We start from the raw sequence: 13,773 nt of genomic DNA, 5'->3' as shown, positions 1-13,773 counted from the left end.
AATCCTTTTAATGAGTTATTCCAGCATGACCGCCACGTTCTTTTTCATTCATAATTAAATCACTATGCAACCGAAGCACCGCCATTCGTGCATATTCACTGACTTCCATTAATGCACGTTCATCTTCTTCATCTACATCCAAGGTGTCACAATCAAGTTCAGCAAATTCAATAAGATGTTGAAATGCATCCTGGGCCTCTTCCTCATGAAATTGACTGGACCCTATACCCGCTAAAGTCAAGGCTTGGGTAAAACCTTCGCACCACTCACTAAAAGCTTGTGCCCGTACCAATAAGGACTCCTCTTCATCGGGAAGCATCATTTTAAATTCAAAATCCAAACTGTTAATTTGTTGCTGGCTTATAGAAAAAACGGCAAACATTGCTAAAACTGCATTACGACTGGCCTCATCTTTTTTATTATTTAATAAAGCACGTAAATAGGCTTCCCCTTGGCTGTCAGCACCAGCACATAGGTAACCACACATCATTCCATGCAATAAACTGGTTGATATGTGCAACATTAAAACTGAAATGGATGCAGAAAACTCATCATAATCAGGCAAATGCAAATGTTCTCTTTCTTCAGACATATTTAACTCATTAATGGAAAAATACCCCATGATAACCGATTTAATGCAAGCGTTCATCCTACTAATTGCTGCTTGCGAGCAAAATTGTTACTATTCATAACTGCTCTTTATGGAATTGCAAAGGTCTTATTATTATGACGCAGATGAAATCGTGTACTGTTAAACTACTGAATAAAACGTATGAAATTAAATGCCCTGAAGGTGAGGAACCCAATTTACTACTTGCAGTGCAAAAATTAAACAACCAAATCATGATAAATAAAAAGAAATCGAAACAGCTGGACAATTTCCAAACTTTGTTGCTGGCTGCGCTTGATATTAGCCATGAATTGATATTATGTAAAAACAAACAAGCACACCAGCAACATCAGGTAACCCAATTTATTAACTCACTGGAAAATAAAATCAATAAAATGGTGGGCAATGAAATGACAGAACGAATTCCAGAAACAGATTATTGATTTATACTGGATTGCAAAAAAAATGTAACCGTTCACTGAATAGGCGTGAACGATTACAAAAAAAATCCCCGCCTTTCGCGGGGAGATACTATTAAAACTCCATCTCTTAAAATAAGAGGAAAAATAGATCACGATTAAAAGGACTTAAAAATGAGACGCCAATGGTATATAGGATTTGGAGTAGCTTTATTAATTATTCTTGCTCTCTTCGCTATGTTTCATAGCATCAAATGGTTTATCGCTTTTCTAATTCCCCTTTTTGTGATTTGGATCTATGATTTGATTCAGAAAGAACACACTATTTTGCGTAACTTTCCAGTCTTGGGTCATGTGCGCTATTTTCTAGAATTTCTTCGTCCTGAGATCCAACAATATTTTGTTGCTACCGATGAAAGTGAACTTCCTTTCAATCGTGAAACACGTTCACTCATTTATGAGCGCGCAAAAAATACTCGTGATACAGTCCCTTTTGGCACGGAGCGCGATATTTTAAGTGTTGGCTATACTTGGGCGCTCCACTCTTTAGCACCCAAACATCATTCAGAAGTCGAACCAAGGATTACAGTTGGAGGGCCCGATTGCCTCCAACCGTACTGTGCCTCACGCTTTAATATTTCCAGCATGAGCTTTGGTGCGCTCTCTGGTAAAGCAATTATGGCCATGAACAAAGGAGCACAGATTGGTGGTTTTTACCAAGCCACTGGGGAAGGGGGGTTAAGCACCTATCATCTACAAGGTGGTGATCTGGTATTTCAATTCGGAACCGCCTATTTTGGTTGTCGAGATGCACAAGGCAATTTTGACGAGAAGGAATTTGCCGTTGAAGCCAATCGTAAAGAAGTAAAAATGATAGAAATTAAACTCTCTCAAGGGGCAAAACCATCTCATGGAGGCATCTTGCCCGCCGCCAAGTTAACTGAAGAAATTGCAAAAGTAAGAAAAGTCCCCATGGGTCAGGATGTAGTTTCACCCATGGCTCATTCTGCCTTTTCTACCCCTGTGGGATTATTACAATTCGTAAAAAAATTACGTGATTTATCACATGGAAAACCCATTGGGTTTAAATTGTGTCTGGGACGTAGAGATGAATTCCTTGCCATTTGTAAAGCCATGCTCAAAACAAATATCCTGCCTGATTTTATTACCGTTGATGGCGCAGAAGGAGGTACAGGAGCTGCTCCAGAAGAATACGTTAATTTTATAGGCACCCCTTTGGAGGCGGGATTAGTCTTTGTGCATAATGCTTTAGTCGGGATTAATGTAAGAGACAAAATTCGTATTATCTGTAGTGGTAAAGTGGCAAACGGATTCGATATTCTGACCAATATCGCCTTGGGTGCAGATATGTGTAATTCTGCGCGGGCAATGATGATGGCTACGGGTTGTTTGCAGTCGAAACAATGCAATGCGAATACCTGCCCCACAGGAGTAACAACACAAAATAAACGATTACAATATGGTCTGGTTGTCGATCAGAAAAAACATCATGTCGCCAATTTCCATAAAAACACCATGAAAAGCTTTTTGGAGATGGTTGGCTCACTCGGCTTAGACAATCCCAGCGATTTAAAACCCAACCACATCATGAGACGAGTCAATGTGCAAGAGGTCAAATCGTTTAATGAAATTTATGAATATCTTACACCAGGACAACTGTTAGGACCGGATATTCCTGAGAGTTATAAAGCACATTGGGAAATAGCAGATCCGGATAAATTCTAAAGATGTAGGTTGAGCCAACCTACATCAAATTGAGCAACGATCTCACTTCCACTTAATATTGCATCCTAAACTTGGCTTTTGGTTCGCACTCACTGGTTTTCCAGCAAGGATATTATCCAGTGCATTTTGTAAGTGGGAGCCAGTCACTGGTTTGTTATTCCCTGGTGTTGACTCATCCAAACAGCCGCGATAGACACAAAGCATATCCTTGTCAAAAATATAAAAATCAGGAGTGCATGCCGCTTTATAGGCTTTAGCAACTTCTTGTGATTCATCATACAAATAAGGGAAAGGATAATGAAACAATTCAGCTTCCTCCCGCATTTTTTCTGGACCGTCAGCAGGATATTGTTCAGCGTCGTTTGAACTAATTGCAAGGAATTGAATCCCTTTTTTCTGATAAGTTTCTGCTAATTCAACTGTTTTGGTCTGGATGTGTTTGACATAAGGACAATGATTGCACAAAAACATAATCACTGTTGCAATCGGTGATTTAATCTGTGCTAGGGAAACCAATTGATTGTTGCGTGTATCAACTAGAGTAAAATCGGATGCTTTACTTCCCAGTGGAAGCATATTTGATTCTGTTGCTGCCATAAATAACCCTTCATTAATCAAAACAAGGGTCATATTGTACCTGCTAAAGGGGCGTTAGTGCATTACCCTGTTTATGTTAGTTGTTTATGTATAGTGCCATCCCAGTCTGCACGTGAATGATAAAAATTTAGATTTGTGATGGTTCTAGTTTTTTAAGTAGAAGCCAGGACCATCCTTGACTTTAATCGAGATGACCATGATATAATCAGCTTAACCCGATAGCGAGAGATTTTAGAACCAATGCTAACAGCATGGGGAGCATCCTGAAATCGGCGTTGTGCAAGCCCACCCTGCAGTGGGAAGCCTGAACCGATTCATCCGCTACCCACTTGAACCTCAGGGTTCATAATCCATGTCTGTCGGGCTCCTCTTTTACTTCATTAATTGCTCTTTTAATAAAAGATACTCATCTCTAATCTTAGCTGCTGCTTCAAACTCCATGTTTTTTGCATGCAAATACATTTGTTTTTCCAAAGTATTAATGTGTTTTACTAATTCCTGAGTTGACCAATGCAAATATTCTGGACTAGGTTCTGCAACCGCAACGTTGCGTTTTCCTTGATAAGCGCCTTCCATAATATCCGTTATTGACTTGTTAATCCCTTTGGGTATGATTCCATGCGCCTCATTAAATGCTTTTTGCTTTTCACGTCTTCTGTCGGTCTCATCAAGCGCCCTTTGCATGGAGCCCGTAATCTTATCGGCATAAAGAATCGCCCGTCCCTTCATATTACGTGCAGCACGTCCTATAGTCTGAATCAAAGAGCGATCAGAACGTAAAAAACCCTCTTTATCTGCATCAAGAATCGCGACTAAAGCAACCTCCGGCATATCCAAACCTTCACGCAATAAATTGATTCCCACCAAAACATCAAATACACCCAGGCGCAAATCACGAATAATTTCAACTCGCTCCACGGTATCAATATCTGAATGCAAATAGCGTACTTTAATGCCGTGTTCATTTAAATAATCGGTTAAATCTTCTGCCATACGTTTCGTCAAAGTGGTCACCAAAACACGCCCATTTTGTTGGATCACCAGGCGAATTTCTGACATTAAATCATCAACCTGAGTGCGCACAGGGCGAATTTCTACTTCGGGATCCACAAGACCTGTGGGGCGCACGACTTGTTCAGCAACATTATCAGAATGTTCTTGTTCATAAGGACCAGGAGTAGCTGAAATATAAATCGTTTGTGGCGAACGTGCTTCAAACTCCTCAAACCGTAATGGTCGATTATCTAAGGCTGAAGGAAGTCTAAAACCATACTGCACCAACGTCTCCTTACGCGAACGGTCGCCTCGGTACATCCCGCCAATTTGCGGCACAGTAACGTGGGATTCATCAATAATCAGCAGTGCCTCTTCAGGCAAATAATCAAATAAAGTTGGAGGTGGTTCACCCGCTTCACGCGCGGATAAATAGCGAGAATAGTTTTCGATACCCGAGCAATAACCCAATTCCAACATCATTTCCAGATCGAAATTAGTGCGTTGCTCTAAACGTTGGGCTTCGAGTAATTTATTTTGCTCTTTAAATTCAGCCAGACGCTCTTGTAATTCTTCTTTGACCCAATCTACAGTTTGCAAAATACGATCGCGAGGAGTTACATAATGGGTTTTAGGGAAAATAGTAACCCGCGGGAAACGTCGTAAAATTTCACCCGTGAGCGGGTCAAACTGAGCGATGTTTTCTACCTCATCGTCAAATAATTCAATGCGTATTGCATCGCGTTCTGAATCTGCAGGGAAAATATCAATAATATCGCCATGTACTCGGAACTGGCCACGCTCCAGGGATAAGTTACTGCGAGTGTACTGCATTTCAGCAAGTCGTCTTAAAATTTTACGCTGATCGGATTGTTCTCCACGTGAAAGATGTAATACCATACGCAAATAGGAATCAGGATCACCCAAACCATAAATTGCAGATACGGTTGCGACGATAATCGCATCTTTACGTTCAATTAAGGCTTTGGTTGCAGACAAACGCATCTGTTCTATGTGTTCATTGATGGATGAATCTTTTTCAATAAAGGTATCTGAAGCGGGCACATAAGCTTCTGGCTGATAATAATCATAATAGGAAACAAAATATTCCACCGCATTGTCGGGGAAATATGCTTTAAATTCGCCATAAAGCTGGGCAGCAAGTGTTTTGTTGGGCGCCATAATCAAAGCAGGACGACGCATGGTTTTAATAACATGTGCTATAGTAAAGGTCTTGCCCGAGCCAGTAACCCCTAAAAGGGTTTGTTTGGATAAACCAGATTCCAAGCCTTCAATTAATGAGGCTATGGCAGTCGGCTGGTCGCCAGCGGGCTTATAATCGGCATATAGTTTGAATAAATCTTTCATATCTTATTAGTATATCTCACAGGAGCAACAAATGGATATCGCATTAGCAAAACGCGTGCAAAAAGTTAAGCCTTCACCTACTTTGGCCGTAGCAGCAAAGGCTACCCAAATGCGTGCTCAAGGGCATGATGTTATTAATTTAGGTACCGGCGAACCCGATTTTGACACACCCAATTACATTAAAGAAGCAGCTATTGCTGCCATTAATAAAGGATACACCAAATATACTGCTGTTGATGGCATCCCTGAACTTAAAGAAGCGGTTAAAAACAAATTTAAAAAAGACAATGGACTTGATTATCAGACCAATCAAATTTTAGTTTCAGTAGGTGGCAAACAAAGCTGTTACAATCTCTGCCAAGCCCTGCTTAATCCGGGTGATGAAGTCATTATTCCTGCGCCATACTGGGTCTCTTATCCTGATATGGTGTTATTGGCCGAAGCAACACCCGTTATCATTTCTACAACTCCGGCACAACGGTATAAAATCAATGCGGAGCAACTCGAAAAAGCCATCACCCCCAAAACACGACTGATCTTCTTAAATAGTCCATCCAATCCATCAGGGGTAGCGTACACTTTGGATGAGTTGAAGGCCTTAGCCGAAGTCTTGAAAAAACATCCGCAAATTATTATTGCGACCGATGACATGTACGAACATATTCTTTGGAGCCAACCCTTTGCGAACATTCTTAATGCATGCCCTGAATTATATGACCGAACTATTGTATTAAATGGTGTTTCCAAAGCGTATGCCATGACCGGATGGCGTATAGGTTATGCAGCGGGTCCTACCCCATTAATGAATGCGATGAAAACCATCCAGTCCCAATCAACCTCAAATCCGTGCTCCATTGCACAAAGAGCGGCTGTAGCAGCATTAACTGGCGGGAATGAAAGTGTAGTGGAAATGGTTAAAGCCTTTCGCCAAAGACATGACTTCGTCGCTTCCAGATTATTAGAAATACCCGGAATAGAAGTGATTCCAGCTGATGGTACTTTTTACATTTTCCCAAGCGTACAAGCAATCATTGAACAGCGCGGTTATATAAATGACCTTGAATTTTCGGAAGAATTACTCGTTAAGGAAGGGGTGGCTTTAGTACCCGGATCTGCATTTGGTAATGAAGGCTGCATCCGTTTGTCCTTTGCAACCAGCATGGAGATATTACAAGATGCATTAAACCGTCTCCAGCGCTTTTGCAGCTAAGGAATCCCTTCTCCCTACAAGGGAGAAGGTGCCCGCAGGGCGGATGAGGGTATTAATTATATCTAATGAACCCTCACCCCTACCCCTCTCCCACTCGTGGGAGAGGGGATTTCTAGTGAGAAAGCAGAAGTATCATAACCCAACAAAAAAACCGTAAATAAAGCAGATTTTAAAAATTTATTATTAAATCTACTTGACCCTCAATGAGAATCGTTTTAAGATTCCGACCCTATTCCCCGGTAGCTCAGTCGGTAGAGCGGATGACTGTTAATCATTAGGTCACAGGTTCAAGTCCTGTCCGGGGAGCCAATCCCAATCGACCACTTATAGTTTATTTTCTTCATTGTTTTTCTTATTAGAATATTGATCATCGATTTCTTGGATCTTATCTTGTAGGTTGGTTCGCCAAATACTGTTTTTAATCAATCGATTATGCGTTAGTTTCGTTTCTTCCTTTCGTTTTTGCCAATCGCTCTGCCAGTCCTTACTTTCCCAAAATGGGGTAACAGGCTTTAATTTAGTTACATCAGAGAGTGTTTCAAGACTTACAAATTTAACCGTATCCAGGGCAACTTGAGAAAATTCGGGTCCAAATTCTGTTGCTAATTTATAGACTCTACGTAACTCCGTTAATGTCACCCATTTCTCATAAGGATCGTCTTCTCTTTTAGCAATTTGGTGTGGATCATAACTTTCGCTACTTTTTCCAACAACAAAAATTAAAGGGACTGTTGGTTTTCCTTCTTTTTTCTTCTTATAATTTTCAAGAATTAAATCATTAAGAATCAACTTAAAATAACCATACATAGAATGAGGGGTACCCTTGCCTAGATCTTCGTTTTTGAAAAGGTAATCGTCAGAATGAAACGCCTGTATTCCATTATTTTTATTGATTTCATGACAGACCTCTTTATAGTCATATTTACCGAAACCAAATACAACAACTTCAGTACTTTCTCCACACAGCGCTTTGATGGATTCTTGATCGATTTTCATATGCTATAAGACATAAGGCGAGCATAGTATAATTATAGACCAGCAATCGTAAGTCGTGCCCTGAGGGATCTACCTACGTCTGCTAAATGACCTTATTCAAGCAAGCGTGCGTAATATGGGATTTATCTTGATGTTTACCGATAATCCATGCGTGAAAGGTTAATGTGTTTTAGGGTAATGGATAATGTCATGAAAAGTGGCTGTTTTTGACGTAAGATTACGGTAACCATGGGATTGGTTCGCATTAAATCGAATACCCTCGCCATGTGAAAGAGTACGCCAAACCCCATCCACTAGGATATCCATGTTGCCTTCAATAACCACTACATGCTCAATGACTCCATGTTTATGCGGGGGTGATAAATGCTCACATCCTGGCAATAATTCGATAACAAATAGTTCAAAATTCAACTGCGGATCAAAAGGAAAAAGAGGTAAAACTCGAATTCTTTTATCGTCAGGATGAATGGTTTGTACTTGGCCTGTGCGATGCACCGCTTCACCAGAGACCGAATTAATTTCTTCAATAAAGGAAGAAAAAGAAACCTCAAAACCTGTTGCTATTTTCCATAAAGTGGCAATGGTTGGGCTAGACTCTTCGCGCTCTATTTGCCCGAGCATTGCTTTGCTAACTCCAGTGGCAAGAGCCGCTTTATCTAAGCTCCAGCCCTTTTGTTGGCGCAATTTTTTAAGCGTTGTTGCAATATGTTTGTATATATTTTCCACAATGAACCTATAGAAAACGCTTGTGCGCCATAACGCACAATGATAATATAAGCTATTATGCGTTATAACGCACGCACTGTAAATTGTTCCATGAAGAGTAAGAAATGTCTGATGCAAATAAAACATTAAGCAAGAGCGCTCAAAGCGTACAGCGAGTTCTAGTAGAAAAAGGCTTAGCTTTTGAGGTAATTGAACTTTCTGCAAGTACCCGTACTGCTCATGATGCTGCTAATACCATAGGGTGTGATGTAGCACAAATTATGAAGTCATTATTGTTCTGCACCGCAAAAACCAAGAAGTCTGTTTTGGTATTAGCAAGTGGCATTAATCGCGTGAATGAAAAAACGATAGAACAATGGGTCGGCGAAAAGATTGTTAAAGCAGATGCCGATTTTACTCGTGATATAACCGGTTTTGCTATTGGTGGCGTTCCTCCTGTTGGTCACAAACAAACGATTGCTCATATTTTTATTGATGAAGATTTGCTGCAACATAATATTCTATGGGCTGCTGCTGGTACCCCTAATGCAGTTTTTAGCTTGAGTTCGAGTGACATTGAATCGCTAACTCACGGCAAAATCATAGCGATTAAATAGGCTCATTATGCGAAAAGTATTTTGGGATAATCCCTACCAGTCTCATTTAGAAACTCGTGTAGTTTCAGTTGCTAATAATCGCGTGTTATTCGAGGAAACGATCGCGTTTTCTTTTTCAGGTGGTCAGGAAAGTGATAAAGCCTATATTAATGAGCTTACTGTGCTTCATTCTGAAATAGATGGCAATCTCATTTATTACACGCTTCCAGAAGGTCATAACCTTAAGCCTGGCAATATAGTGACAATGGAAATTGATTGGCCTCGTCGGTATAGGCTTATGCGTCTACATTTTGCTGCTGAATTAATTCTTGAGCTTGTGACACGAAAACTTAAACTCGAAAAAATAGGAGCCCATATAGCCGAAACCAAGGCTAGAATTGATTTTTTCTGGGATAAAAATATTTCGTTCTTATTTGAAGATCTGCTTCGTGATTACAATACAATCATACAAAAAAATCAAAATATAAAAACAGGCTTCACTGATGTACAAAATCAACGACGCTTTTGGGAAATTGAGGGATTTTCTAAAGTGGCATGTGGTGGGACACATGTTAGGACAACATCAGAGGTTGGTTTAATCGCTCTTAAGAGAATCAATATTGGCGGTGGAAAAGAGCGTATTGAAATAAAACTCTTGGACAATAATTTGGGATTAAATTAATTCAGTGTACCATTCTGGTAAATCGTTGGTAATTTCTCTACAGAACTGCCCTGCAAGATGGGGTGAGATTTGTTCTACTTGATAGTTCATTTGCTCTATAAACCTTCTCATAGTAATGTAATAATTTTTAAAGATCTTGTTTTTCCCAGATAAATAATATTAGGGAATATACTACTGTGTCATCTATAAAGCATTTTAATCTGTTATCGTTTTAATTTTCCTTATCTCTGCGTAGTTTTACGTATTGATGCATCTTTTTGTCTAATTGTACAATTATTGTATATTAAATATTTAGGAGATAATCGTATGAGCCAACCACAACGAATTTTTATTGTTGGGCATCATGGTGCTGGTAAAGGAGTGCTTGCGAACGCTGTAGCACAATCATTAGAATGGCGATTTGTCGATGCAGATTTTGGGCTGGAAGCTCACGTAGGCCGTCACTTGCATGAAATATTAGGAAAACAAGGCCAAAATGATTTTTATGATTGTCAATTCGAGATACTAACTGCACTTTGTGACCAAGAGCACCTTGTTGTAACAACAGATTCCAGCGTCGTTTGTTCTGAAAAAAACCGTCAATTATTACGAAATGAAATGACGGTATGGTTAGATGTGAGCACGCCAATTCAAATCGAACGCACGTTACACCATCCGACACACTTATTGCCTATTCCAAGTTTGAATGATTTCTTTGATCGACTGCATGAGGAGCGAGATGGTTTATATAAAGAGGTAGCCAGATTAACTATTCAGGGTGATGATGGAAAATTAGAAGATCATACGAATTATCTTGTTAAGACCCTATTCAGAAATAAGTAATTGTAGGTCGGACCTTGACGCGACACATCAAGAAATTAATTTAAAAATCAATCGATTAGCATTATGGTGTGGGCCAAGGCCCAACCGCCCGAACATTAATTTTTAAAATGTTTTTGCCCCAAAACCGATTTATAAGCTTGTTCATCTGTGCCTAAAATTTTGAGCAGAAACTCTGCTCTTTCCCCCTTCATATTTTAATTTCTCTGACATTAAATAAACTTTTTCTCATCATAAAAAACAAAGTTGACTTTTTTTGAGCATTCTGGTTTACTCGTTTTGGTTCAACATTACTCAATGTTGAACCAAGAAGTGAATAGGAAGGATACAATTGCTTAGAATAATGCTATTGAGGAGTAACCCTACCTTGTTGCATATTCAAAACAATATAATAAAAACAAAAATCAAGAGTGCTATTTGGATTAAGGAAATTCAATCTGATAACACTCAAAGCTGTTGTGTGCCTATGGAATTTGACTATTACTTTTATTTCTGTCTCGAAGTGAACTCTTAATAAAACCGGCTCCACTGTGTTTTTAAAAAGCAGGATACCGAAAGATAGAGTATAAGTATCAGAAATTAAGGATAGAAAAATGATGGCAAAGCTATTTAAACCCTCATCTGTAAAAACACCTTCTATAATTCGAGATATATATTCCGCTCATAAACCCAATATCATCACAGGATCGTATACTGGAAGTAGATGGCGGCATAAAAGCATGGAAAAAACATTGGATCACATTATTGATCCTAATAAACTCAAAGAACTACACAAACAGGCACAAGTTAATTTAAGTCAATGGGCACAAAAAAAAATATCTCCACCAAAATCTGTTGAAGTAGTTCATAAAGATTGGGGGCTTGCGGCACTTGAAGCAACCAAGAAACATGGTAAGCCTTATTCTGTACTCAATATGGCCAATCCAGTGTTCCCTGGGGGCGCAGCTTTGGAAGGAGGAAGTGCCCAAGAAGAGAATATGTGGCATCGAAGCACTTGTGCTCAATCTTTATTGGACAAAATGATCTATGTCGATAAAGACTCTCAGACCTTCCGCTACAATGATGTAGCAAAAAAATTGTTAGAAGCCAAGCTCAAAATGACGGCTGAAGAACGTGAAGTCTTAAAAAAACACGGCGGGGAAACGGATTCCTCAGGACATAAAGTATTCTTTAGCCGAGATCCTAGGATATGTTTCAGAGGACCAGAAATAACCCTTCCTACGGATTCTAGTGATTTTACATCAGCATCCCGTGTTGCAGACAGCGACTTAAGTTATTCTTTTCTTCATCCATCAGATATTTTCTCATTTTATGAATTAAGATCAGCAGCCCCAGAATTCTCCATTGAACCACACGAACTGACTCATGAGGCCAGAGCGCAATACTCTGCTGATTTGCGAAGACGCATTGCAGCCCAATTGGATACACTAATCCTTGAGGGGCAACCCAATGCAATTTTGGGCGCTTGGGGTTGTGGGGCATTTAAAAATGATCCATCAATAGTGGCACAGATATATGGTGAGGAAATTGCAAAACGCGCCCATTTCTTCGACCATATTGTGTTCCCCATACTTAACACAGGCTCGCATAATAACTATGCCATATTTGATAAATATCTTTCTGGCATGAAACTTGGGGATACGCATTCTGTAACTCCGACTTTGAAATCTGCGTAAAGGCTTTTGTAGTTATCGGTTTGTGATAACCGAGGCTTGTCCAACTAAGCTTAAAAATTTTGAACAGAACTAGTGATGTGTTTTTCTGTACTAGTTACTATTCCGTTTCCGTAAACCCTTTAAATTTTGAATGCCTCCATAAAGAACCTAATTTTTTATATCGCAACCACTTTTGTTCCACGTGTTTTGATCTTTTCCTTTCTTCTAACAAACCAATACACCTGAAATTGCAACTTATTTCCGCATAACCTATGCTTAAAAATAAATCATCTAGATCACATAAAGCTCAGTTATTGCGACAGTTGGAGGTGTTATTATGTTCTGTAAATCAGTAGCAAAGGCCTTAAGTCGAGGGGGTGTGATTGGTTCGGTTTCTAAGGTTTTTCTCCGAGGCGAACTTAAACCATGGGATCCTGATCTTATAAAAGTCGGTTCAAAGCAAGTATGTCGCGGAATGACAAAAGCTCAATTAAACCAAATGTTGACAGAAAAAGAAATCACTCAATTCAAATTAAAAAAACAAGCACCAGATATAGAATACAGCGATATAGGTCGTCAAGTGATACGAGGAGGAGATCCTAATCTATTATCATTTTCCCCCAGTTCATATACAGCGAGCCTTTATGGAGCAAACAGATACTGGCTTCCACGAGATGGAGCCATTATAGTAGGATGCCTGCCGGCGGTATTCACTGATCTCAGTGAACAAGCCAAGGCATGTCCTCAGATGTGCGATAAGGAACAAAGAATATACAATGAGGCGAGGCTAGCCGGGGGAGATTATTATCGATCAGATCCATTAGACGATGGTGGTGTGGCAAAACTTGTAATGGAATGTAATGAAATCTGTGCTGTTGTTGGAAGTCAAAAAGGAATATGTTTTGACAAAATGTATCAGGTAGATTCCTTCGTAGAAAAAATACACCATGTGATAGGTACAGGACGACCACGCTTAGGATTGATACCAAGCACATCATGCTTAGTAGATACATTCATAAATCCTGATTACGTTGAACGAGCACTTGCTGTGAAAATTGTACTTACAAAAAACCCAGAACATCTTGAAATCTTGGAAGAAACAATGAAAATCTCAGGAGATTTAGAACCTGACCAACGTGTTTTAACCGCCGATGATGCTGCGCTAATTATGGGTGATCCTGAGTTGCGATTACTTGCAACAACAGCAGCAGGTCCAGCAGGAACAACCATTGTGAGTTCCGTACCCAAAGATGCTTATGGTCCTGAAATGTTGGTACACTTAAAAAGTGCATTACGAGAACAAATTATGCTCTCTCAACAAAGTATCACCCAATTTCGAATGGAATAAGGAAGTGCCAATAAAAACCAGATAGAAAT

The 13,773-nt window shown here is 39.7% G+C and carries 13 protein-coding genes, 1 tRNA gene and 1 other RNA gene; 10 read left to right on the top strand and 5 right to left on the bottom strand.

Annotation, left to right across the window (positions count from 1 at the left end; translation table 11 throughout):
• Positions 1–7: 7 nt before the first annotated feature.
• Entirely contained in the window at positions 8–592 is a 585-nt protein-coding gene (locus tag Lstg_RS03930) for a UPF0149 family protein (protein WP_058476360.1), read from the bottom strand.
• Positions 593–726: 134 nt separating this feature from the next.
• Between Lstg_RS03930 and Lstg_RS03925 the strand changes: the two genes are divergently transcribed.
• Together Lstg_RS03925 and Lstg_RS03920 are read left to right on the top strand one after the other, a co-directional pair.
• Positions 727–1,053: a cell division protein ZapA gene (locus tag Lstg_RS03925; protein ID WP_058476359.1), complete on the top strand. Its 327-nt coding sequence runs from the start codon at positions 727–729 to the stop codon at positions 1,051–1,053.
• Positions 1,054–1,203: 150 nt separating this feature from the next.
• A complete protein-coding gene (locus Lstg_RS03920) occupies positions 1,204–2,775 on the top strand; it encodes an FMN-binding glutamate synthase family protein (RefSeq protein WP_058476358.1) in 1,572 nt (523 codons plus the stop codon).
• 42 nt (positions 2,776–2,817) lie between these two features.
• Here Lstg_RS03920 and Lstg_RS03915 read toward each other — a convergent pair whose 3' ends face one another.
• A complete protein-coding gene (locus Lstg_RS03915) occupies positions 2,818–3,372 on the bottom strand; it encodes a thioredoxin family protein (protein WP_058476439.1) in 555 nt (184 codons plus the stop codon).
• A 209-nt stretch (positions 3,373–3,581) separates the two neighbouring features.
• Between Lstg_RS03915 and ssrS the strand changes: the two genes are divergently transcribed.
• Positions 3,582–3,742, top strand: a non-coding RNA gene (gene ssrS, locus Lstg_RS17385) — 6S RNA.
• A gap of 2 nt (positions 3,743–3,744) precedes the next feature.
• Here ssrS and uvrB read toward each other — a convergent pair.
• The gene (gene uvrB, locus Lstg_RS03910) at positions 3,745–5,733 is read right to left on the bottom strand and encodes an excinuclease ABC subunit UvrB (RefSeq protein ID WP_058476357.1); all 1,989 of its coding nucleotides are present in this window, start codon (positions 5,731–5,733) and stop codon (positions 3,745–3,747) included.
• 31 nt (positions 5,734–5,764) lie between these two features.
• Here uvrB and Lstg_RS03905 point away from each other — a divergent pair, with 31 nt between their 5' ends.
• Positions 5,765–6,943, top strand: a complete 1,179-nt coding sequence (locus Lstg_RS03905; RefSeq protein ID WP_058476356.1) for a pyridoxal phosphate-dependent aminotransferase — start codon at positions 5,765–5,767, stop codon at positions 6,941–6,943.
• Between the two features lie 233 nt (positions 6,944–7,176).
• Positions 7,177–7,252 (top strand) — tRNA-Asn (locus Lstg_RS03900).
• 15 nt (positions 7,253–7,267) lie between these two features.
• Here Lstg_RS03900 and Lstg_RS03895 read toward each other — a convergent pair.
• Together Lstg_RS03895 and Lstg_RS03890 are read right to left on the bottom strand one after the other, a co-directional pair.
• Positions 7,268–7,939, bottom strand: a complete 672-nt coding sequence (locus Lstg_RS03895) for a hypothetical protein (protein ID WP_058476355.1) — start codon at positions 7,937–7,939, stop codon at positions 7,268–7,270.
• Between the two features lie 159 nt (positions 7,940–8,098).
• The gene (locus Lstg_RS03890) at positions 8,099–8,665 is read right to left on the bottom strand and encodes a helix-turn-helix domain-containing protein (protein WP_058476354.1); all 567 of its coding nucleotides are present in this window, start codon (positions 8,663–8,665) and stop codon (positions 8,099–8,101) included.
• 104 nt (positions 8,666–8,769) lie between these two features.
• Between Lstg_RS03890 and Lstg_RS03885 the strand changes: the two genes are divergently transcribed.
• From Lstg_RS03885 to Lstg_RS03865, 5 genes are all read left to right on the top strand, one after another.
• A complete protein-coding gene (locus Lstg_RS03885; protein ID WP_058476353.1) occupies positions 8,770–9,261 on the top strand; it encodes a YbaK/EbsC family protein in 492 nt (163 codons plus the stop codon).
• Between the two features lie 7 nt (positions 9,262–9,268).
• Positions 9,269–9,922: an alanyl-tRNA editing protein gene (locus tag Lstg_RS03880; RefSeq protein ID WP_058476352.1), complete on the top strand. Its 654-nt coding sequence runs from the start codon at positions 9,269–9,271 to the stop codon at positions 9,920–9,922.
• 306 nt (positions 9,923–10,228) lie between these two features.
• Complete coding sequence (locus Lstg_RS03875) at positions 10,229–10,744, top strand: shikimate kinase (protein WP_082650797.1); 516 nt, start codon at positions 10,229–10,231, stop codon at positions 10,742–10,744.
• 590 nt (positions 10,745–11,334) lie between these two features.
• Positions 11,335–12,417 (top strand): poly(ADP-ribose) glycohydrolase domain-containing protein, encoded by a 1,083-nt coding sequence (locus Lstg_RS03870; RefSeq protein ID WP_058476351.1) that lies wholly within the window; start codon positions 11,335–11,337, stop codon positions 12,415–12,417.
• 316 nt (positions 12,418–12,733) lie between these two features.
• Positions 12,734–13,744, top strand: a complete 1,011-nt coding sequence (locus tag Lstg_RS03865; RefSeq protein WP_058476350.1) for a hypothetical protein — start codon at positions 12,734–12,736, stop codon at positions 13,742–13,744.
• The last annotated feature ends 29 nt before the right edge of the window (positions 13,745–13,773 follow it).

It is taken from the genome of Legionella steigerwaltii (assembly GCF_001468065.1).
Taxonomy (GTDB): domain Bacteria; phylum Pseudomonadota; class Gammaproteobacteria; order Legionellales; family Legionellaceae; genus Legionella; species Legionella steigerwaltii.
This window is presented reverse-complemented; position numbering and strand designations above follow the sequence as displayed.